Here is a 22,597-nt window from a genome sequence, read left to right on the forward strand (position 1 = left end):
TATGTTCATATCTAAATGGTGATGGTAGATAAACAATGCGTGACTCTAGTACATTTGCTTTTTGAGAAAATGAAGAAAATGTTTGAAGCAAAAATAAAATTATAATAATAAAACGTTTCATATAAACTGTCTATTAAAAAAAAGAGGCTGTCCAAAAAGGGCAGTCTTTTTTTTATGCGGCTAATTTTTGATAGTGAAAATTTTGATGATTATTTTTAGTTGAAGAAAATTCTTGATGCTTAAAAATGAAAATTTCAATTTCAAAAATCATTTTTGAACCTCGTTTTGCGGTTTTTACAACAATTTTCTTAGAAGTCGCTCCTTTAGCCACCATTTTTCTAAAATTATGTCCAAGAGCCATCAGTAGAAATTCTAATTCTACTTTTTCTAATCCTTTGAATGTAAATCTGTTAAATTTATTATTGCTTTTGAGTTGACCAAAGACAGCTTCTACTTCTATCGGGCGTTTGCTTCGGTGTTTTAAACCTTCTTCGCTAGTTAATAATGTTTTAGCCTTGTGTTTTAATTCATTTAATCGGTGGTTGACTTCTATTTTTCGGTTGCCTTTTGCATTGAAACATTCCCCTCGAAGCGGACAATTGTTGCAGTTTTTAGCTTGATAATAAGACACTTGCGATTCGTATCCGTTGCTCGAAATTCGTTTGCCTTTGCCTATATTTTCCATTCGTTGACCCATCGGACAAACGTAAAAATCTTGTTCTTGGTTATAGAATAAATTCTGAACCAAAAACGGATTGTTTTCCATCTTCTTTTTCTGTTCTGCATGAAAATAATTATACTTCACATACGCTGTAACGCTCTTATTTTCAAGCATTTCGTAATTCTCCTCACTTCCGTATCCTGCATCGGCAACCACTTCTTGCTTTGTTTTTTGTAAGCATTTTCAAAACCTTCCAAATGAGATTCTAAAGTGGTGGTGTCACCAGGTTTTTGATGGATAGAGATGTGTGTAATAAACTGGTTTTCAGTTGAAATCTGCGTATTATAAGCCGGTTTAAGCTGTCCGTTTTTCATGTGATCTTCCTTCATCCGCATAAAAGTAGCGTCGGGGTCGGTTTTGCTGTAAGAATTCCTATCGCCTAAAGTTTCTAGGTCTTTTTCGTATTTTTCTAATTTTGGAAGATGCTCATCCTGAAGTTTTTGTAGCTCTTTTGCCTGTTTTTTGGTAGGTCTTTTTAGTTTTTTGTTCAATTCAGATAACTTCTCTTTTAGTTCTTCGGAATTGATTTTTTTGGGCAGTTCTTCCTTGTTAAGTTCTTGATTATCTGATTGAATACTGTTTTCAATATCTGAAAGAATCGTATTGATTTTAACTTCTAATTTTTCTTTGTACTTTTCCACAGAACCCCGCCAAACGAAGGTGTATTATTGGATTTTGCCTCTATTTTTGTGCCGTCAATATACTGAATATCAAGGCTGATGTAGCCCAATTCTACCAGCATTTTCACCCACTTCGGCAAACAAATCTTTGATTTTCTCCTTCAAAATTTTCCCTCTAAATTCGTTGATGGTTCTAAAATTTGGCGTAGAATTTCCCGAAATGTACATAAAATGAATGTTTTCGGTAAGGGCTTTGGCGATTTTTCTACACGAATAAATGTTGGACAAATAGCTGTAAAACAACACTTTAATCATCATTCTCGGATGATATGCAGAGCAACCTCCGCCTAAGTAAAGATTTGTAATATCGCTGATATCCAATTGATTAACCACCGAATCCACCAACCGAACGGGGTGGTCTTCTGGAATCAAATCAAAAATATTGATAGGGAAAAGTTCTGGAGAGTTGCCTGTTTGATTTTTAAATGTTACCTTAGCCATAGTTGGGTTTTTTGTTCAACTCTAAAATACGAATTTTTTAGAGAAAACACAACAAAAAAAGGGCTGCCCAAACTTTTTGGACAGCCTCTTTGTATGTTAAACCAAAACGTCTTGGATGTCTTTGTTTTTATCAAACATTGCTTTCGCAAACGGACATAAAGGCAAAATTTTAATTCCGTTTTCGCGGGCGTAATCAACTGCTGCCAAAACCATTTCTTTACCAACTCCTTTTCCTTTGAATTCCGGATTTACCTCGGTATGGTCTATAATAAATTTATCATCCCCAGCCTTACTATAAGTCATCTCACCGGCTTTTAAGCTGTTTTCTGTTGCAATAAAAACACCTTTACTTTCTTCTTTTCTGTGATTGATTTCCATAACTAATTTTGTTTTTAAATTTGTTTCTTAAAGTTACAAAAAACACTGCAACTAATTGTTAAGCTATATTAAGATTGATTTTTATTCTTTTGAACAAGCTGATATGTTATAAATAGAATAAGCAACCAAACCGGAATTAAAATTACCGAAACATGCATACCGGTCATACTCATTATCACTAAAATCCCTAACAAAAACGCCATACATATATAATTGGAAACCGGATATAAAAACGATGGGAATTTGGTTTTTATCAAAACGCTGTCTTTAAACTTACGGAATTTTAAATGTGTAAACGAAATCATGATCCAGTTAATGATTAAACATGAAACCACCAAGGACATAAGTATTTTAAAGGCTTCATCTGGCATTAACTTATTAATAATGATACACAAACCTGCAAAACAACTCGAAACAATAATAGCGCGGGTGGGAACCGAACTTTTATTTAAGTGCATTACGAATTTTGGTGCATTTCCTTGTTCTGCCAAGCCATATAACATGCGGCTGTTGCTGTAAACCGATGAATTGTAAACCGATAATGCAGCTGTTAATACAATTAAATTAAGTACATTGGCAATTAAATTTGTACCCGAAATATCGGTTCCGAATAGATTGAAATGTAAACCTTTTAAATTATCAAAAACGGTAACAAATGGGCTTGTTTCTGTGGTGATGGTTGCCCACGGAGAAAGCGAAAACAAAATGATTAAAGCACCTACATAGAAAATTAAAATACGATAAATTACTTGATTGGTTGCTTTTGGAATGTTTTTCTCGGGATTTGCGGCTTCGGCAGCTGTAATTCCAATTAGTTCCAATCCGCCGAAAGAAAACATGATGATCGCCATCACCGAGAGCAAACCTTGGTATCCGTCACTGGTTTTTTCGAGCCAACCTTTTGGAAAAAATCCTCCGTTGTTTGTAAGATTGGAAATACTTGCTTGTTCGCCACCTGTTCCCGAAATCAATAAGTACGATCCAAAAGCAATCATGGCTAAAATAGCCACTACTTTAATAATAGAAAACCAAAACTCGGCTTCGCCAAACATTTTAACCGAGCCTAAATTCAAGGCGGTTATCGTTACAAAGAAAAATAAACTAGAAACCCACAAAGGAATATCGGGCCACCAAAATTGTACATATTTGCCAATGGCTGTTAATTCTGCCATGGAAACCAGAATATACAAAATCCAATAGTTCCAACCGGAAGAATAACCTGCAAACGATCCCCAATATTTATAAGCAAAATGCGAAAAAGAGCCCGAAACAGGTTCTTCTACCACCATTTCCCCCAACTGACGCATGATAAAAAAAGCGATGATTCCTGCAAAGGCATATCCTAAAATAACCGAGGGGCCGGCCAAAACGGCAGCGGGTCCAATTCCTAAAAATAAGCCCGTTCCAATGGCTCCACCCAAGGCAATTAACTGAATATGGCGGTTAGACAATCCTCTTTTCAAAGAATTGCTTGTAGTTGTTTGTTCCAAAGTTGAAAGTTTTAGTTTGTTTTAACTGCTAAAATAAACGTTTATTTTAAAAAATCAATAAAAAAGGCTGCACTTGGCAACCTTAATTTTTTACGATAAAAACCCATTTGGCATTTTCTACAAAACCTCCGGTGTCTGTGATGTGTTTAAAATAGTGTATAGAACCTTTGTTTTGTTGCAACGCATTGCGAACCACTTCTAAATTTTGAATTTGTGTCCATTTTTCTTCGGCTTTTCCTTCGGGCGATGGTGCGTTTGTCAGTTCAATTGCATCATTTGGCAAAGCAAAGAAATCTTCGGTCAACACGCGCTGAAAATCTTGTGGCGGTTTTAATGGGTTTGGAACAATTATTTCACCAATGCCCATGAAAACTTGGGTGGCGTGATAAATCAACTGATTTGCTTCCACATAATGCACTTTAATATATCCAACATCAGCCGGGGGAACATTTTCAACCGTTAAATTATATGTTGAAAATTCCTGATTATAATGATAAATCTTTCCGCCCTCAAAATTATTGGTTATGTCATCAACAATTAATACGGCAACATACGGGCCTCGCGGTTCAGGAGTTGGAAGATCATCATTCAACCCTGTGCAACAAGCGCTGAACGAAAATGCTGCAACCAACAACAATACTATTTTTTTCACTTTCCATATTTTTTTAAAATCCCATAAAACAACATACTTAAACCAACGCCAACCGCTGCACCCAATGTTTTAGAATGTCCTGTAATTTTTGTTACGGCAATTCCTGCCGCTGCACCTGTGGTTACCAAAGCAGCTGCATCTTCATAATTGAGCTGCTGCATTTCTTGTTTCATTACATTTTTCATAGTTTCTCTTTTTTATATTAAATGTACAAAATTTAATGATATGGCATTTTTTTTTAACAAATTGATTCCTTTTGAACAATTACTCTGATTTTAGGTTTTATCTTTGAAGAAACTTTGAATAAAATGATACAAAACATACAAGTAATTGCCTTTGACGCCGACGATACTCTATTTATAAATGAACCTTATTTTGACGAAGCCGAAGAAAAATTTTGTGCTTTAATGAGTGATTATCTCTCAAAACAAAGTTTAGCACAGGCGCTGTTCAAAACGCAAATCGGCAATTTACCATTGTATGGTTATGGTATCAAAGGATATGTTTTATCGATGGTACAAACGGCTTACGAGGTTTCAAACCACACGGTATCGACCAAAGTAATGCAAAAAATCATTGAAATTGGAAAAGAATTATTGGCAAAACCGGTTGTTCTGTTAGAAGGCATTGAAGAAACCTTGCAACAATTACACGGAAAATACAAATTGGTGGTGGCAACGAAAGGCGATTTAAAAGACCAACACCGCAAATTGCATTTATCGGGTTTGGGGGCATATTTTCATCATATCGAAGTGATGGTTGAAAAAGAAGAATTAGATTATGAAAAACTTTTGAAACGCTTAGAAATTGAACCCGAAAACTTTTTAATGATTGGAAACTCGTTAAAATCAGACGTATTGCCTGTGTTAAACATTGGCGGAACTGCCGTGCACGTACCTTTCCACACCACTTGGGCACACGAACGCATTGACCACGAAATTGTGCATAATCATTTTTTTACGGTTGAAAAAGCAAGCGAAATTATTACCTTATTGAACATATGAAAACAGAAATTAATTTAGATAGTTGGAAACGAAAAAGTCATTTTGAATTTTTCTCGGCAATGGATGAACCCTTTTACGGACTTACTGTTGAAATCGATGTTACCAAAGCCTACGAAAAAGCGAAAGCATTAAACATATCGTTTTTTATTTATTATTTGTATGCTACATTGAAAACCATGAATCAATTGCCGGCTTTTAAACTGCGGATTGACAATGGAAAGGTTTTTCAGCATGATCGGATTGATGCTTCGTCAACGGTATTAAAAGAAGACGAAACCTTTGGCTTTTCGCATATTATTTATCAAGAAGATTTAGAGCTTTTTCAAAAATCGGTGCAAAAGGAAATGGCACGCGTTCAACAAACCACCACATTGCTTACGAAAGACGATTACGGCGACAATATTATTCATTTTTCTGCAATCCCTTGGGTGAATTTCACCTCGTTAACACATGCCCGGGGCTTTCAATACCCTGATAGTGCACCAAAAGTTTCTATTGGCAAAATGATGGACAAAAATGGTAGAAAATTTTTCAATGTTGCTTTATTTGCACATCACGGTTTGGTTGACGGTATTGATATGGGGCGCTTTTTTGATTTGTTTCAGGATATTTTGAATGAATAGATTAATTGTTTTTTACCACAGATGCACAGATTTCTTTTATAATTAGCCACTAAAAATTTGTGAATCTATTTAATCTCAAATTTAGTTTTCATACTGACTTTTATGAGAATGGGCTTTAAACCAATTTCATTACCCTTTTCTTGAAATGAAGGTGCTGCAACATTTGATCGCGCATTTACAAGGTTGTAATCTGAAACCTCTACAATTTCTAAAGCATTACCAACAGTTTGATCAATACTTTCCAACAGATATTTTGCTTTGTCTTTTGCAGCTTTAAGAGCCAATATTTTTACTTCTTTTCTAAAATCTTCGATAAGGGTATGCGTCATTTCTTGTATATAAAACACTTTAATCTTGGCAGAATCAAAAGCATCTATAGCGCTGTTTACCTCTTCGATTGAAGCTAATTTTAATTGGTATTGCTTTTGGTTGATTAACTCATTTGTTTTTTTACGAACCCTTAATTCATACGCATTTGCATTTTCAAGAGTCAGTTGTTCCAAAGGAATACCTTTCTTTTTTAATTCACTTAATAATGATGCTTCTTGCTCTTCAATTGAAATTTTGTTTTTAGAATCAGTATGCTCTTTTAAGGTAATAGCAATGATAATTTCATCGGGAACTATTTCTTTTTCGGCAGTTCCAACTACTTCAATAAACGGAGATGTTTGTAAATTTTGTGAAAAAACAATTTGCGATACAATGGCAAATAGAACAGTTATAAATGTTTTCATGTTTAAAAAAGGATTTATTGTAAATCTAGCAAAAAAATCATTTTATCTTTGAAAAAAAAAATGTTTCCCATAGCGTATCATCCTATTTACAAACATCCGGTTCCAGAAAACCATCGATTTCCAATGGAAAAATACGAGCTGCTCCCTCAACAACTGCTTTTTGAAGGAATTGTGAGCGAGGAACATTTTTTTCAACCCACTGAAATAGACACCAACACCGTTTGTTTGGTTCATGATAGCGATTATGTGAACCGATATATGAATTTACAACTCACCGCAAAAGAAATTAGAAAAACGGGCTTTATACACAACGCCCAACTGGTGCAACGGGAACGAATCATTGCACAAGGCACTTTAACCGGCGCTTTAAAAGCGATCGAAAACAGCGGTATTGCCTTTAATATTGCCGGAGGCACCCATCATGCTTTTTCTAATTATGGCGAAGGTTTCTGTATGCTGAACGACCAAGCAATTGCAGCTGCCTATTTGCTAAAACACCATTTGGTATCTAAAGTACTTATTGTTGATTTAGATGTGCATCAAGGCAATGGAACAGCGGAAATTTTCAGCAACAACCCAAACGTTTTCACATTTTCTATGCACGGAAAAACCAATTATCCGTTTAAAAAAGAACAATCGAGTTTAGACATTGCATTAGAAAACAACACTACCGATGCGGAATATCTGCAGCTTTTAACACAGCATTTAGAGCCCATAATTGCTGCTGAAAAACCCGACTTTATTTTTTACCAAGCAGGTGTGGATATTTTAACAACCGACAAATTGGGTAAATTGAACTGTAGCATTAATGGTTGCAAACAACGCGACATATTGGTGTTTTCGTTGGCTAAAAAATACCATATCCCCATTCAGTGCAGCATGGGTGGAGGTTATTCACCCGACCTGCGAACTATATTGCAAGCCCATGTAAACACCTTTAAAGCAGCCCGTGACTTGTTGATATAGAAGGAAACCACAGATGCAAGATTACCATCTGTGCACCTGTGAAAATGCTATAATACCCTACCGATTTTCGTTTCAGAAAAACAGCACTTCGCTGATTACAATTTCGGTAATGCTGCGCTTGATGCCCTCTTTATCCTCGTAGGTGCGATAAGTAAGTTTACCCTCCACGGCAATTTCTTTACCTTTTTCAACATATTTTTGAATCAGTTCAGCGGTTTTGCCCCATGCAACGATGTTGTGCCATTGGGTGGTTTCCACTTTTTCTTTTTTATCGTTGTAATAATAATCGCTCGTTGCAAGCGATAAGGTTACTTTTGTACCATTGTCAAAAGTTTTGGTTTCTGGTGTGTTGCCTACTCTCCCGATTAAGCGAACGTTGTTGCGTAATGTACTCATGGCGTATAAAATTTATGATTAAATAATGATTTGATACAAAGTTGCGACAGCTTGCAAATTTTATTCGGTTGTTAAACATTTGTAGTCGATTGTAAATGTTTGTTGTCGATTATATGGTTTATTAACAGATATTTATGACTTCGTGTTTTATTTTTTGTTAATTAAGGAACTTTCGTATATTTGGGTGTTGGCAGCTATATGAAAAAACAGAACGCAATGGAATTTAATAAAGAAAAGTACAAAGTTTATACTTGGAAAAATTGGATGATGCTACATTGGATTTTGAATCCATGTTTAGCAATAAATGAATTGATTTTAGGACAAAGAGTTCCGAAAGTCAGTTTGGAAGATAAAACAATTGACAAGCCGAGGATTGAAAGAACACTTGTTCCTTGTCCTCATTGCGAGACACTTCACGATGGAAGAACTTGGTCGAAAGAAAACGGAACCGCATTTAAAAATTGGTTTGGACTATATTGTAAAAACTGTGGGAATACCATACCTTGTCTGACTAATGGACTGAGTTTGATAATTCTCGCAATTACTTTTCCGATTTGGGGTTGGTTTAGAAAAAGTCTAAGAGAAAAATGGTTAGAAAAACAACCAAAACGATATGAAAATATTGACCTCGAACATATTCCCAATCCTTTTGACAAAAAGAGGTGGATTAAAACAGGATTAAGTTGGGGAGCATTTATGTTTTTGATTATGTCAATCGGATTTCCATACTTTGACGGACAAGAAATAACTTTGAAAACTTTATTCTTAGGACTTGTAATTTGGACAATTGGCGGACTTGGATTTGGTTACACGATGAAATTATTTATGAACAAGACAATTAAGAAAAAAGAAGAAAATACAGCTGCCAACAATGTATAAGCGTAATGCGGGCTAAAGTGCTAAATTTAAACGAATTGAATATTAACAAACATAGTGGTAAACCGAAAGTGAAGTGCTTTTAAATCCCGCACTACGCTTATACGAAACCGTTAGCGGTTATATAAAATGAAACAGACAATTTTAATAATATTGATATTCATAGTTCTAATTTCTTGTCAAAATAAAAGTCAAGAAGGCAAGATATTTGATTCTATAAATTATTCTGATACGACAATTGTTGAACATCAAACTCCTGACGGCATAATTGAGTTTGAGCCTTACGACTACGACACAATTTTGAGCGGTGGATACAATTTTAAATATAAAGTATATACGGACAAAACGGGTGAAAAACTTCAAAGCTTGACTTTGAGAAAAGGAGATGATGAAATTAAAGTGCTGAATGAGACAAGTTTTCCTATGCTATTTAAAAACTTAGGTTATATCGGTGCGGACTTTGACAGCTCTTTTGTATTTGTTCAATCTTTTGGTTCAGGAAACCCGCATGAAATTCAGCTAATTGACAAAAAAACAGGAAAGGAATTACGTAAAGGAACTTGGGTGGATGTTGACGAGAAAGAACAAGTCATGCTCTACATAGAAAATGAACATGAACAGAATGAAAAATTGCTCATTTATGACATTAAGAATAGAAATGAAATCCTTTCAACAGGATTTGAGAAATCGAAATGTGTTGAACATGTAATTGGTGGACTGAGAAATTGTGTGGAGATTGACACAGTGACGACTGACGAAATAGTATTGAAAATTGACACGGACGAAGAAAAAATAATAAAGAAATACAACCGCTAACACGGGTTTGGCAAAAGTGGCGGGTTCAGTGCTCCGCAGACACATTTGTGGTTAATCAAAGTTTGGTTCTCCGCATCAACATTTGTGGTGAAAATCGCCACCTTCGCCAAGCCCGAAACCGTTGTGCGATATGCTAAACCAACAACTTCCCCAAAAGAAAAATGGCAAATAGAACTTACTTATTTTATCAGAATAAAGAAAACGAATGGCGTGAATTTGAGTATGCTACAATTATTCCTTCTTTATGGCAGGAATTGTATAATATTGAACTTATCGAAGCTCAAAAAAATAAAATTATAGAAGCATTTACAAAGAATGAATACAATGGGGAAGATGAAGAACGAAAAGCAAACTTAAAAGTTACAAAAGAGAACGCAATTAAAAACTTACAATCGAAAATAAACTTAAATGAAAGTAGTGATAAAAAGCAATTGCGGTTAGAATTTATCAAATTTATACAATCTGAAGTGCTGAACAATTCAACTATTGAATTATCTATTGAGGAAATAAGTTGGTTTTGCAATCAACAAGAAGATATTTTCATAGAGCTTGAAAAATTTCATACCGACACACAAACTCAAAAAGAATTTCATACAGAAAAAGTTACATTTCAAACCATAGGCTTCAATAATGACTTTGAGCCATTTTCAAGCGTTTACAAAAAAATAAATCTTGAACAAAAAGCCATTAATAAAAAGAATGACGAAAAGCACCAAATAGTAATAGAACAAGCCCAGCGAAAAGAAAGAAAGTCTAAACTTTTTGATTTAATTACCATGTCGTTAATCGCATCAGTCTGCACTTTTTTCGGTTTTTTGGGATTTTTATAAAAAATGAACTTAAAGGAGGATTAGTAATGTTCTTTTTTGCATTAATATGTTGGCTTTATGTATATCTTAAACACATACGAAAATGACAGAAAGAAAAGCACAATCGCACAACAAGGTATTGCCAAAAGCGGGGCTAAAGTGCACATTTAGAAATTTTTGCATATATTTGGCTTGAGGTATTTCTATTAGGCTTGGGAGCAAAAATCCCCGCCTTCGGCAATACCCGAACCGTTAGCTGACATATTTTCCGAAAAGAACGACCAAACAAGTTTTTATGAATTTAAAGGAACTAAAAGAACAAATTTCAACAACAATTGAGAATTTAAAAGACCACGGAAAATTTCCAAAAGAAAATAATCTTTATGATTATAAAATGGAACTAAATTTTTATGGTTTAACAGAATGTATCGAAATTTTTATGAGGAATTTCGCAAAAGACATTTTATCTTTCTCAAACTCAAATGGTGGAATACTTTTACTCGGAATAAAAGAAGATAAAAAGACTGGAACTTTGGAAGACATTGGATTAGATGTGAAAAATATTGACCTTCTAAATCAAATAGATTTGAGTTTAGTTTGTCAGCAATTTAACAAAGTTGCTAAAGTCGGTGTAGATTTAGATTTGCAATCATTTCAAATAGGAACAAGAAATTTCTTTTATCTTCTAATTGAAAAACAAAATCAAATAATAATTCCAATTAATGATTTTAAAGAGTATAATTTAAAAAAAGGAGAAATAATTTACAGGGTTTCTGGGAAAAACGAAGTTGCTAACTCAACCACTCAAGATTTTAACAAATTTATACAAATCAAAGCAAACGAAAAGAACAAAGAGTTTATGGAAATATGGTCAAAACTTTTACCAGAAATGTTTGACATAAATCCAAGAGAAGTTTTAATTCTTAATCCGAAAAACAATACTGTTTACGGATATAACTCAAAAGAAAACTTGCTTTCAAGTAGCGAAATTGACATTGACCAAACTGAAAACGGTATATTTAATATAATTCTTAATGCGATTTCTGCGGGAGATATTGGGAAGATTTCAAACGATGAAGGTAAACCAATTTATAAAATCGTAGGAGAATTAAAGAGCAAAACTCCAAGAGATTTTATCTATTTTTCATCTTTATTTGACAAAATAAAAGCTCAATCAAATTATAATTTATCTTCCAATCAATTAAAATGTGTGTTTAAACATTTAAATTGGATTACAGACGAGAAACTTCCAATTGAAAATCCCGACGAAACAAAAATAAACAATGAATTTAATCAGTTTATTTGGGTTGAAACACTTGATAAAACGCATAAAATTGTATTTTCTGAAAATGCTATTAACCCAATTGTCGAAGCAATAAATGATAACAAAAATCACAATTCCATTTTTGGAAAATCATTACAAAACAAAACAGTGAAATCAAAAACAAAAACAAAGACCAAATAATACGTCAGCTAACAAGGGTTTTGCGTCAGGCGGGCTGAAATGCAAAATTCAACGGCAGTTTTTCAATTAAACTTTAGTAATAATATCGGCTTTCGTGCTTCGATTGCCCCATCATCGCAAAGATTCTGTGTTAAAAACCTAATGTTTTTTTATAATTTTGTAAAAATTAAAGCGACTACAAGTTAGCTTCTATAGGGTGGAAATCTATTTGAGTTTTCGCCCTATTTTCTTCAAAGTTGACTTCGTAGAATGTTTTGGTTTTATATAAAATATACGTTAATTCTAATAATTTTCTCTGCACAGCTACTAACCCCTTCATTTTAACTCCTGTTTTGTTTACTATGCGTTGATACAATTCACGGTGCTCTTGATTCAATTTTACTGCCGTCATTGATGGAAAATGAAGTGTTTTGCGTAAATTCCTGTTGCCCTTTTTGCTGATTCTTGCCTTGCCTTTTACCGATGTGCCTGATTGCTTTTCCCTAATATCCAACCCGGCATAACTGGTTAACTGTTTTTTGTTTCTTATCAGTTCAAAACCATTGGTTTCTGCTAAAATTGCAATGGCTGTGGCTTTTCCCACGCCTGGTATGCTACTCATATACTGTATTGCTTGGCTAGCTTCTTGGCTGTTTTCTACCTCTTTCAACATATCGGTGTTGATTTCTTTTTCTTGTTTTTCCAGCAATGAAATTCTTGCTTTCAATCGTTTGATTGTTCGTATATTGGGCATAGCTTCTGCCTTTTCTGCATGAAGCTGGTTCATACAAACCACGCGCTCGCTGATTACTTGGTTTTTCTCCCTGCTCAACTGCTGAAGCTCTTTGTAAACCTTATTTGACGGTTGCCACTCTTATAATTTTCTGCTTAATCCAAATTGTGCAATGGCGATGGAGCAACTTTTATCGGTGATGGTTTTAATGTCTAAAGTACGCATGAAATTGCTGATTTTAGTAGGCAATACAATCACTACTTTTTCTCCTTTATCATAAAGAAAGTAAGCAAAACGCTCGTGATAAACTCCCGTAGACTCCATCACAAAAAAAACTTCTACGTCTTTAGATTTCGTTTTATCGACCCATTGTAATAGCGATTTAAAACCTTTTTCGTTATTACTGAAAACCTGATAATTTTTTGTTTCCGTTGTTAAATCTTCATGGAGGGTTCCTATAGCTACAACCAGCTCATCTTGTGCAACATCAACTCCCAAAACTTGTTTTAATATCTTCATACGTTGTAAATTTTATTAAAGCAAAATCTTCCTTCGTTTTGTCTCCAAATTGTTATTCAAGATGTTTATAAAACTCTTTACATTCTGTTCAAACTCTAAAAGAAGTAAAGGAATGAGGATGGTTCTTTGCGAGAATATATCTTTTAGATTATTAAGCCCCGAATGTTCTCTCATTCCTTTTGCTTTTTATCTGCAAATTTATTACTTTGCAAACATAGGAGCCCCGAAACGTTACCGGCAAGCTTAGACAACGACACAGTGGACAACAAAATTGAAACATATTCGACACTTTGGAACTTGGTTGACATTGACCAGACCGACCACAAGTTGAAGGACATTGCAACTCTGTTTTTGAACGCAATGAACGACTGGCCTACACAAGACCAAAGCAAAATTGCTAACTTTGTTCACGAACTCAAAGAGTATTTCGGTTCACCGCTGACAGTTGAGAAAATAGACGCAAGAAAATTCAACGGACAAAATGCTTGGCACGTTGAAGCGGGAAGTTCGATAGCTGAACTCATTGACACTTCGACAAGATTTTGCAATGAAAGTAACTTCGACAATATCTTAAAAAACATTCTTGACTTCTACGAACAAGAGTTTAATAAGACAGACTTTATTGCAAAACTTACATATAGGACGACCGAACAAGGCGGTAGACAAACTCCTTTAAAAAGCGGTTACAGACCACAAGTAAAGTTTGACTTTACTGAAATGCAGACTTCGGGACAACAAACATTTATTGATAAAGAAATAGTTTTCCCTGGCGACATAGTTGACGCAAAAATCAAAATATTATCTCTAGACTATTTTGCAGGTAGCTTGACAGAAGGAATGCATTTTGAATTTAGAGAAGGTGTGACAGTTATTGGAACAGGAGAAATAAAATATATTGTAAACGACAAACTAGAAAAAGCCAGCCGGTAACACGGGTTTTGCGTAAGGCGGGCTGACGTGTAAAATCGGGCGACAGTTTTTCAAATTCCCCACCAGCACCAATACGTAAACCGATATAGCGAAATCTGCTTAAGCTTTTTTAGCTAGATTCGGGGCGTTGTCGGACATTTTAGATACCCTGCTAAAGACAAATTTACGAAAAAATCAATATATTTGCGTAAATTATACGCATATATAAAATGGAATTAAAACAGAATATTAAACTAGCAGTAGATGCAATAGTTTTTGGATATGCCGACAACAAGTTGAATGTTTTGCTGATTAAACAAAAATTTGGCATATTAAAAAACCAATGGGCTTTGGTTGGAGGTTTTGTTAAGGACAACGAAACCTTGAATGACGCAGTAAACAGAGAACTTAAAGAAGAAGCAGGAATAAAGGTGAATTATTTAGAACAACTCTACACATTTGGCGATAATATTAACCGTGACCCAAGATTTCGAGTAGTTTCAGTCGCATATTTTGCACTGATAAACTCTACAAAGCTAATATTGAAAGCCGACAGCGATGCAGAAGAGGCTAAGTGGTTTCCAATAAATAACCTTCCCGAATTGGCTTTTGACCACAAAGAAATTATAGCTACTGCACAGCTTAGATTACAAAGTAAACTTACCTATCAACCTATTGGTTTCGATTTGCTTCCAAAAGAGTTTTTGTTTTCTGAACTTGAAAATCTTTATTGCACCATATTGAATAAAGAAATAGACCGTAGAAATTTCAGAAAAAAAATTTTGAGTTATGATATAATTGAGGAAACGGAAAAATATGGTAATAAAATAAAAGGCAGACCAGCCAAACTTTTTAGATTTAATAAACAGAAATATAGCAAATTACATAAGAGCGGATTTTTGTTCGAGATTAATTTTGCGTAATATTTACACAAATTATTTGGCAGTTAAAATATTTAATCTAACTTTGCGTATAATTTACACAAAATAAAAAACTATGATATTGAATTTAGACAAAGATTTCAAGCCCAAACAAGGCGAAGAAATACAGTTTGAAAACTTTATTTTTTCAGGTGGTGAGCCACACATCAAAATAAATCCAAATTTTAATGTATCTGAAAGCATTACAATAACTCATAGACTTAACTCATTTAATGATTTAGGGTTGTTGTGTTTGGCAGTTGATGCTTTGAAAAGGATGGGAGCAAAATTAGAAAATTTGATTATTCCCTATTTTCCAGCAGCAAGGCAAGACAGAGTTATGATAAAAGGCGAACCCCTTTCAGTAAAAGTTTATGCCGATATTATCAATACTTTCAATTTCAAAAAAGTTGTTGTTTTTGATGCTCATTCAGAAGTTACGCTAGCAGTTTTGAATAATTGCGAAGTGATTACCAATCATAAATTTATTCAGCAAGTAATTCAAGCAATTGGAAGCGAAGTTTTATTGATTTCCCCAGATGGTGGAGCTTTGAAAAAAATCTATAAAGTGTCCGAATTTTTGGGCGGAGTTGAAGTGGTGGAATGCAGTAAAAGTCGTAATGTAAAAACAGGTAAGCTAACAGGTTTTAAAGTATATGCTGATGATTTGCAAGGTAAAGATTGTTTGATAGTTGATGACATTTGTGATGGTGGTGGAACTTTCATTGGATTAGCCGAAGAACTAAAAAAGAAACATGCAGGAAAATTGTATTTGGCAGTTAGCCACGGTATTTTCAGCAAAGGTTTTCATGATTTAAAATGTTTTGAACGAATTTTTACTACTGATTCGATCAAGAACATAGAAAGTGATTGTTTAACTCAAATAAAGATTAACAATGGACTTTTATCTCAACACTAAAAAATCCTCGAACAGATTAATTGAGGAATATAATAAATACCGCACTTTGGTTATAGCTTTCGATTTTGACGATACCGTTTATGATTTTCACAAAAAAGGAAGAATCTACCATGATGTAATCAAACTTTTACAAGATTTAAAATCAATAAACTGCTACCTGATTTGTTGGACAGGACAAGAAGATGCCAACTTTGTAAAAGGTTATTTTAAAGAAAATAATATTCCTTTTGATGCTATTAATGAAAACCCACCTTTCCATAAATCAACAAGCAGAAAAATATATGCAAATGCATATTTAGACGATAGAGCAGGTTTAAAGCAAGTATTTGACGAATTAAATAATTTAGTATTAACAACCAAAACAAAAAAATATGAATCCTTTACTATTAACAGATGGTTACAAAGTTGATCATAGAAGACAATACCCTAACGGAACGACATTGGTTTACTCAAATTGGACCCCCAGAAAAAGTCGTATTGAAGAAGTAGATGATGTTGTGCTTTTTGGACTGCAATATTTTATTAAAAAATACATTTTAGAAGACTTTGAAACCTATTTTTTCAAACAACCAAAAGAAAAAGTAGTTGCCGAATACTCAAGACGCATAAATAATTATTTGGGTGAAAATCAAGTTGGCACTAAACACATTGAAGATTTACACGATTTGGGATATATACCGATGGTAATAAAGGCATTGCCCGAAGGTGTAAGCGTACCTGTGAGAGTACCTATGTTTACCATGTACAACACCCTGCCCGAGTTTTTTTGGCTGACTAATTATTTTGAAACTTTGGTTTCGGCGGTGGTTTGGATGCCTTGCACATCTGCAACTATTGCCAAACAATACCGAAAAGTATTAGACAAATTTGCTCTTGAAACTTCATCAATCCCTGAATTCGTAGATTGGCAAGGTCACGATTTTTCAATGAGAGGGATGGCAGGAATAGAGGCAAGTTTAATTTCAGCTAGTGGACACCTTTTGAGCTTTAGCGGAACAGATACCATTCCTGCAATCTCATTATTAGAAAAGTATTACAATGCTGATTCTGAAAAAGAACTAATTGGTGGTTCAGTTTCAGCCACCGAACACAGCGTAATGTGTATGGGAACTATTGAAGATGAAATTGGAACTTTCCAAAGATTGATTTGCGATGTTTACCCAAAAGGCATTGTTTCAATAGTTTCTGACACTTGGGATTTATGGAAAGTACTTACCGAATATTTACCCAAACTTAAAAACGAAGTATTAAACAGAGAAGGAAAAGTAGTTATTCGACCCGACAGTGGCGATCCTGTTGACATTATTTGTGGCAATCCAAATGGTAAAAATGACAATGAGAAAAAAGGCGTAATAGAATTGCTTTGGGAAACATTTGGTGGTACAACAAACGCTAAAGGATTCAAAGAATTAGACCCCCATATTGGTGCAATTTATGGCGACAGCATTACAGTGGCAAGAGCAACTCAAATATGTGAACGACTTAAAAAGAAAGGTTTTGCTTCAACAAACGTAGTTTTGGGAATTGGTTCATACACTTACCAATACAATACGAGAGATACTTTTGGTTTTGCCATGAAAGCAACTTACGGTGAAGTAAACGGACAAGGCAGAGAAATCTTCAAAGACCCTGTTACTGACGATGGAACTAAAAAATCTGCAAAAGGATTAATGAAAATCGAACTCGAAAATGGCACTTACAAACTTATAGACCAAGCAACCTGGGAACAAGAAAAACAAGGTGAATTGAAAGAAATTTTCAGAGACGGAGAATTATTGATTGACCAAACATTGGCAGAAATTAGAAAACGGATAAAATAAATACGGCAGGCAAAGGGTATTTGAGTAATTGAAGCAGAGAAGGAAGTGATTCAACATTTGGAATTCTATTGACCTTTTCTGTTGAATTTGAGCTGACGGAATCCTAATTTCCCAACTATGCAAATACTTCAACGTTGGCAGGCATTTTAGAACGACACATCAAAAATGAATCAACTTGAAAAAGAAGTTGAACTGTCCGTATAGAAATAAATAGAAGAAAAATTAAGAAAGAACGCACAATACAGACAACCCTTGCACAATTCCCATTTTTCAGAAAACATATAGAATTTCAAACCTCGTTTAAGCTTTTTTAAGCGAGGTTTTTTTTGAAAAGTATTTTGAAAGGGAATTTTTTTGTACTTGTATAAAATAAGATTCTATTTTTTTTCTATTTTTGAGTGGTGCAACTAGCGAATGGGGGTATGCAAGTTTGCAGAAGAAATATTAATAAATTTTTTTGTATAATTAAACAATTGATATTTTAATCAGTTTCTGTGCTAAAAATCCTCATCTGCAAAAAGCCGTTTTATAGTACCTCACATATAAAAAATGACAGTACAAACAAACAAGAACATACCATATTATTTGACAGCAGTTGGATTTTTCATATTGCTGAAATTTGGTTTTACACTTGCTGACAATAACGACTTAACCTTTCTTCTCAATCCGACCGACAAACTTTTTGGACTTTTGACAGGCTCACATTCCATTTATCTCTCCGAAAGTGGTTATTTCCACGAAAACTTAAACATCATTATTGACAAATCTTGCTCGGGTTTTAATTTTTGGGTTTTGTGCTTCCTTCTTTTTACTTACTTGACAGTAAAACACTTTGACAAGACTTTAAGCAAAATCCTTACAATTCCGACTGCTTTAATTGGAGCTTATCTACTGACGATATTTGTAAATACATCAAGGATTTTTGCCTCTATCATTGTACAGACTCAGACAAAAGGCATTTTTCTGAACCAACAACATATCATACACGAAGCTATTGGCATAATTACGAATCTGACTTTCCTGATTTTAGCTTACATACTAATTGAGAAATTATTAATCCACAAACGATACAATGCGAAATTTGCTTAATCCGAAATGGCTATTTGTTATAAACACGCTACCGTTGGTCGTGTTGTTCTTCCTTTTCTTTGGTCAGTTTAATATCATAAAAACATTATTGGAAGATGACAATATCCAACTTTGGAAAACTTTTGGCTTTTCGTTGGGAGTACTTGGTTTACTGAATTTTTCTTATGCTGTTTATTTGACTTTAAAGAAAAAGAATGTTTCTGTATGGTTTGGTTTAATAGCTCTACTTTGCTACATACCATTCATTTACCTATACGGCTACCATTTAGACAAAATCATTCCATTTTCAATCCCTCAATGGATGGTTTCGGGCAACATCTTTTTATATGTTGGGACATTTCTAATGCCGACACTAGCCTATTCATTATTCGTTTTGGTTTCTCATTTTACACCTGAAAGCAAAGAACATAAAGCTTGGATAAACTTTTTAATTGCAATTGGAATTCCGATTGCAGGTTACTTATTTACTCAAATCATTCTTCCATTATGGCAACCATTTGACAGGGACTTTAGCGTTCACGCAATAGTGATTCTTGTTATTACTGCTACTTTAGTTTTCCTCTTTTTCTTAATTCGGGGCGCTTTTATACTAGCTACCAAAAAGGCAGAAGTATGGCAGAAATACCAATTAGCTTGGAAAATTCCAATTGCTATAGTGCTTCCATTAATAGGATTAGCAGTAAACAACGGACACCTATTTAATAATTTCGGACCGAGTGATTCAGGGATTTTTGGAGATTTCAATAATGCTTGGTTTTATATTCTTGCTGTTGTTAATGGCATATTGGTTTGCTTACCCAACCTTGAAAACAAACTATATCGACTATTTGTGTTCATCGGAAGAAGTGTAACATTTGCCTACACATTCTATTTCTTTTTAGTGTTTCTTCCCTTTTTGCCTTTATCAGTAATTGCAATTATTGCAATAGGGACAGGATTTTTAATGCTAACCCCTTTACTACTTTTCGTTATTCACATCAACGAGCTTTCAAAGGATTTTACTTACCTAAAAACACAGCTTTCCAAAAAAATCATCATCGGAATTTCGTTATTGAGCTTTTTGGTAATTCCCGCTTTTATCACCATAACATATTTAAAAGACAAAAGCGTTTTAGATGAAACCCTTTCATATTTATATAACCCTGATTACTCAAAACAATACAACATTGATAAAGTTTCGCTTCAAAAAACGCTTAATGTTATAAAAAGCCATAAAGACCACAGAGATAGCAGGGGTGGAATATTTGGCAATGGAATTCCCTATTTGTCTTCGTATTTCAATTGGTTGGTTATGGACAACCTTACTTTGTCTGATTCTAAAATCAACACCGTTGAAAAAATATTTTTTGGCAACACTTCTTTTGATTTACGACCTGAAAATATCCAAAACGACAATGTTCAGTTAAGTAATATTTCCACAAACAGCACTTACGATAAATCTCAAAATGCTTGGAAAAGTTGGGTTGACTTGGAAATAACCAACAAAAGTGGAAACACTTGGTTTTCTGAATATGCCACAACGATTAATTTACCTGAAGGTTGTTGGATTAGCGATTACTACCTTTATGTTGGTGACGTAAAAGAGCCAGGTATTTTAGCAGAGAAAAAATCAGCAATGTGGATATTTTCACAAATCCGAAATGAAAATAGAGACCCGGGAATTCTATATTATTTGACAGGGAATAAAGTTGCATTTAGAGTATTTCCTTTTGCAAAAGATGAAGTGAGAAAAACGGGAATAGAGTTCTTACATAAAGAGCCAATTACGCTCAACATTGACAACAACATAATTGAATTAGGAAACATTGAAGAAACCATTTATGAAAAGATTGAAACTGAAAATATAGCCTACGTTTCAACCCGACAAAAACAAAAATTGAAAACGGTCAAACGTGAACCCTATTTTCATTTTTTGGTTAACGCTTCTAAAAACCAAAACAGTAATTCAACCGATTTCATTAAAAGAATTGAACAAGTTATTGAAGCCAATCAACCACTTTCGGAAAACGCAAAAATCAGTTTTGTAAACAGCTATGTAACTACCACTACTTTAGATAAATATTGGAAAGGAGAATATAAAAATCAAACTTTTGAAGGCGGTTATTATTTAGACAGAGCAATAAGAACAACCTTGTTTAATGCTTATCAAGATAAATCGAAAACATACCCTGTAATTGTAGTAGTGACAGACAGTATTGAAAATGCTGTTTTAGACAAAGATTTTGCAGACTTAAAATTTACTTTTCCTGAAAGCGACTTGTTTTTCAATCTTGACAAGAAAGGAAATTTAAGAGAGCATTCTTTGACAGAAAACCCAATAAAAGAACTGCCTGAAATTCTAAGAGAATGTATGTTTTGTGAAACTGTTTTGGAATACAAGCTAACGGACAATTCTGTTGCCTATTTAGCGAACAATAATCAACCAAGCATCATTTTGAGAAAGGATATTTTTGATGTTTCCGAAACAGAAATTAAAGAAAAGAATTGGCAATCTGCCTTGACAATGCAGGGGCAATGGATTTCGCAAATCCTGCATCCTGAAATTTCAGACAAAGAATGGTTGAATATGGTAAAATACAGTTTCATATCAAAAGTAATGACACCTGTAACATCATATTTAGTGGTAGAGAACGAAGCACAAAAAGCAATGCTGAAAAAGAAACAAGAACAGGTTTTATCAGGTAACAAATCCTTAGACCTTGGAGAAGATACTCAAAGGATGAGCGAACCAAGCTTGATTTTGTTGATAATTCTTCTTGGACTAATATTATGGTTCAGAGAAAAACGAAAAAAACAATTGACCGAATAAATAAAGTACGTGTAGTAACATCACTTATAAGAAAGTCTGGCGTTTCGTGCTTCGTAGGACAAGAAAGTGCTTAGCCAAAATGCAATTTTTCGGTTGAACTATTGTGCTAAAAATCTCCGCCTTCGCAAAGTGGTAAAACGCTATACAACATATTGTGACTATATTTGAAAACACAAGTATTATATAATTAAACCAAAAATTGACTTGGAAGAATTAAACTTTTATACAAACAAATTATCATCGTTTTTACTTTTATTTATATCTACAACGTTTGTTGTTTTCGGAATATTTCTCGGTGACAAAATGGTTGATTTTGAAGAAAAACCTTTTAAGAGTGTAATTCTTGTTTTAATTTTTTTATTAATTACTTTTGGAATTGTTTTATCAATTTTATTGTTGGGAAGAAAAAAACCACTTTTAGTAATTACTGATAAACAAATAATAATTCATAGTGTTTTAACTTCATCTAAAACTATTGAATTTAACAATGTGAAATCATTTTTTATAGTTAATAACTATTATTACGGAATTAAGACAAACAGACAAATATTTATTGAACTGAAAAAGCCAACAGAAAATTTTTCAAATATGTGGTTCTATAAATTTCTCAGCAAGATAAGTAAACCTTTAGCGAACGCACAATATTCTATTTATAAAGATTTTCTAAATATCAAGCAACAAAAACTACTCGAAATATTAAACAGAAAAATGAAAAGCGTCGTATAACATCTGCAACCCTTGCACAATTCCCATTTATCAGAAAACATATAGAGTTTCAAACCTCGTTTAAAGCCTTATTAAGCGAGGTTTATTTTTTGAAAAGTATTTTTTTTGTACTTGCATAAAGTA

At 33.9% G+C, this 22,597-nt stretch carries 23 protein-coding genes and 1 pseudogene; 15 read left to right on the top strand and 9 right to left on the bottom strand.

Going from position 1 to position 22,597, the window contains the following annotated elements; translation table 11 throughout:
- Positions 1 to 268: 268 nt before the first annotated feature.
- The 5 genes and pseudogenes from NPX36_RS03270 to NPX36_RS03290 all read right to left on the bottom strand — a co-directional run.
- Positions 269 to 1,842, bottom strand: a pseudogene (locus tag NPX36_RS03270) (IS1182 family transposase); the annotation flags it as partial.
- A gap of 96 nt (positions 1,843 to 1,938) precedes the next feature.
- On the bottom strand, positions 1,939 to 2,220 hold the full coding sequence (locus NPX36_RS03275; protein WP_257499996.1) for a GNAT family N-acetyltransferase: 282 nt from the start codon (positions 2,218 to 2,220) through the stop codon (positions 1,939 to 1,941).
- 68 nt (positions 2,221 to 2,288) lie between these two features.
- Positions 2,289 to 3,710: an amino acid permease gene (locus NPX36_RS03280; RefSeq protein WP_257499997.1), complete on the bottom strand. Its 1,422-nt coding sequence runs from the start codon at positions 3,708 to 3,710 to the stop codon at positions 2,289 to 2,291.
- Positions 3,711 to 3,792: 82 nt separating this feature from the next.
- Positions 3,793 to 4,362 (bottom strand): hypothetical protein, encoded by a 570-nt coding sequence (locus NPX36_RS03285; protein ID WP_257499998.1) that lies wholly within the window; start codon positions 4,360 to 4,362, stop codon positions 3,793 to 3,795.
- Entirely contained in the window at positions 4,359 to 4,547 is a 189-nt protein-coding gene (locus NPX36_RS03290; protein ID WP_257499999.1) for a hypothetical protein, read from the bottom strand. The genes NPX36_RS03285 and NPX36_RS03290 overlap by 4 nt, the downstream gene beginning before the upstream one ends.
- Before the next feature lie 123 nt (positions 4,548 to 4,670).
- Here NPX36_RS03290 and NPX36_RS03295 point away from each other — a divergent pair, with 123 nt between their 5' ends.
- Together NPX36_RS03295 and NPX36_RS03300 are read left to right on the top strand one after the other, a co-directional pair.
- Positions 4,671 to 5,366, top strand: coding sequence for an HAD family hydrolase (locus tag NPX36_RS03295; protein WP_257500000.1), 696 nt, complete (start codon positions 4,671 to 4,673; stop codon positions 5,364 to 5,366).
- A complete protein-coding gene (locus tag NPX36_RS03300) occupies positions 5,363 to 5,989 on the top strand; it encodes a chloramphenicol acetyltransferase (RefSeq protein WP_257500001.1) in 627 nt (208 codons plus the stop codon). Before NPX36_RS03295 ends, NPX36_RS03300 begins: the two co-directional genes overlap by 4 nt.
- A gap of 65 nt (positions 5,990 to 6,054) precedes the next feature.
- Here NPX36_RS03300 and NPX36_RS03305 read toward each other — a convergent pair whose 3' ends face one another.
- A complete protein-coding gene (locus tag NPX36_RS03305; RefSeq protein ID WP_257500002.1) occupies positions 6,055 to 6,723 on the bottom strand; it encodes an SIMPL domain-containing protein in 669 nt (222 codons plus the stop codon).
- Between the two features lie 60 nt (positions 6,724 to 6,783).
- Between NPX36_RS03305 and NPX36_RS03310 the strand changes: the two genes are divergently transcribed.
- Positions 6,784 to 7,689 (top strand): histone deacetylase family protein, encoded by a 906-nt coding sequence (locus tag NPX36_RS03310; protein ID WP_257500003.1) that lies wholly within the window; start codon positions 6,784 to 6,786, stop codon positions 7,687 to 7,689.
- Between the two features lie 72 nt (positions 7,690 to 7,761).
- On the opposite strand, the gene NPX36_RS03315 is transcribed toward NPX36_RS03310, so the two are convergent.
- Entirely contained in the window at positions 7,762 to 8,085 is a 324-nt protein-coding gene (locus tag NPX36_RS03315) for a single-stranded DNA-binding protein (protein WP_257498279.1), read from the bottom strand.
- Positions 8,086 to 8,301: 216 nt separating this feature from the next.
- On the opposite strand from NPX36_RS03315, the gene NPX36_RS03320 reads away from it, so the two are divergent.
- The 4 genes from NPX36_RS03320 to NPX36_RS03335 all read left to right on the top strand — a co-directional run bounded on the left by NPX36_RS03320 (position 8,302) and on the right by NPX36_RS03335 (position 12,051).
- Positions 8,302 to 8,964 (top strand): hypothetical protein, encoded by a 663-nt coding sequence (locus NPX36_RS03320; protein ID WP_257500004.1) that lies wholly within the window; start codon positions 8,302 to 8,304, stop codon positions 8,962 to 8,964.
- A gap of 126 nt (positions 8,965 to 9,090) precedes the next feature.
- Positions 9,091 to 9,777, top strand: coding sequence for a hypothetical protein (locus tag NPX36_RS03325; RefSeq protein ID WP_257500005.1), 687 nt, complete (start codon positions 9,091 to 9,093; stop codon positions 9,775 to 9,777).
- Between the two features lie 161 nt (positions 9,778 to 9,938).
- Positions 9,939 to 10,607 (top strand): hypothetical protein, encoded by a 669-nt coding sequence (locus NPX36_RS03330; RefSeq protein WP_257500006.1) that lies wholly within the window; start codon positions 9,939 to 9,941, stop codon positions 10,605 to 10,607.
- A 274-nt stretch (positions 10,608 to 10,881) separates the two neighbouring features.
- Complete coding sequence (locus tag NPX36_RS03335; protein WP_257500007.1) at positions 10,882 to 12,051, top strand: ATP-binding protein; 1,170 nt, start codon at positions 10,882 to 10,884, stop codon at positions 12,049 to 12,051.
- 175 nt (positions 12,052 to 12,226) lie between these two features.
- Here NPX36_RS03335 and NPX36_RS03340 read toward each other — a convergent pair whose 3' ends face one another.
- Both NPX36_RS03340 and NPX36_RS03345 read right to left on the bottom strand, forming a co-directional pair.
- The gene (locus tag NPX36_RS03340) at positions 12,227 to 12,862 is read right to left on the bottom strand and encodes a transposase (RefSeq protein WP_257500008.1); all 636 of its coding nucleotides are present in this window, start codon (positions 12,860 to 12,862) and stop codon (positions 12,227 to 12,229) included.
- 42 nt (positions 12,863 to 12,904) lie between these two features.
- A complete protein-coding gene (locus tag NPX36_RS03345; protein ID WP_257500009.1) occupies positions 12,905 to 13,282 on the bottom strand; it encodes an IS110 family transposase in 378 nt (125 codons plus the stop codon).
- 258 nt (positions 13,283 to 13,540) lie between these two features.
- Between NPX36_RS03345 and NPX36_RS03350 the strand changes: the two genes are divergently transcribed.
- The 8 genes from NPX36_RS03350 (at position 13,541) to NPX36_RS03385 (ending at position 22,474) form a co-directional block, all read left to right on the top strand.
- A complete protein-coding gene (locus NPX36_RS03350) occupies positions 13,541 to 14,212 on the top strand; it encodes an EF-Tu C-terminal domain-related protein (RefSeq protein WP_257500010.1) in 672 nt (223 codons plus the stop codon).
- A gap of 209 nt (positions 14,213 to 14,421) precedes the next feature.
- Positions 14,422 to 15,114 carry an NUDIX hydrolase gene (locus NPX36_RS03355; RefSeq protein ID WP_257500011.1) on the top strand — a complete coding sequence of 231 codons (693 nt, stop codon included), beginning with the start codon at positions 14,422 to 14,424 and terminating at the stop codon, positions 15,112 to 15,114.
- Between the two features lie 73 nt (positions 15,115 to 15,187).
- Positions 15,188 to 16,030 carry a ribose-phosphate diphosphokinase gene (gene prs / locus NPX36_RS03360; protein WP_257500012.1) on the top strand — a complete coding sequence of 281 codons (843 nt, stop codon included), beginning with the start codon at positions 15,188 to 15,190 and terminating at the stop codon, positions 16,028 to 16,030.
- Positions 16,008 to 16,439 (top strand): hypothetical protein, encoded by a 432-nt coding sequence (locus tag NPX36_RS03365; RefSeq protein WP_257500013.1) that lies wholly within the window; start codon positions 16,008 to 16,010, stop codon positions 16,437 to 16,439. Before prs ends, NPX36_RS03365 begins: the two co-directional genes overlap by 23 nt.
- Positions 16,402 to 17,850, top strand: a complete 1,449-nt coding sequence (locus NPX36_RS03370) for a nicotinate phosphoribosyltransferase (RefSeq protein ID WP_257500014.1) — start codon at positions 16,402 to 16,404, stop codon at positions 17,848 to 17,850. The genes NPX36_RS03365 and NPX36_RS03370 overlap by 38 nt, the downstream gene beginning before the upstream one ends.
- A gap of 549 nt (positions 17,851 to 18,399) precedes the next feature.
- Positions 18,400 to 18,939, top strand: a complete 540-nt coding sequence (gene xrtK / locus NPX36_RS03375) for an exosortase K (RefSeq protein ID WP_257500015.1) — start codon at positions 18,400 to 18,402, stop codon at positions 18,937 to 18,939.
- The gene (locus NPX36_RS03380) at positions 18,923 to 21,748 is read left to right on the top strand and encodes an MSEP-CTERM sorting domain-containing protein (RefSeq protein ID WP_257500016.1); all 2,826 of its coding nucleotides are present in this window, start codon (positions 18,923 to 18,925) and stop codon (positions 21,746 to 21,748) included. The genes xrtK and NPX36_RS03380 overlap by 17 nt, the downstream gene beginning before the upstream one ends.
- 204 nt (positions 21,749 to 21,952) lie before the next feature.
- On the top strand, positions 21,953 to 22,474 hold the full coding sequence (locus tag NPX36_RS03385) for an STM3941 family protein (RefSeq protein ID WP_257500017.1): 522 nt from the start codon (positions 21,953 to 21,955) through the stop codon (positions 22,472 to 22,474).
- Positions 22,475 to 22,597 lie beyond the last annotated feature (123 nt).

Origin of the sequence: Paenimyroides aestuarii (assembly GCF_024628805.1) — a bacterium.
GTDB classification, from domain to species: Bacteria; Bacteroidota; Bacteroidia; order Flavobacteriales; family Flavobacteriaceae; genus Flavobacterium; species Flavobacterium aestuarii_A.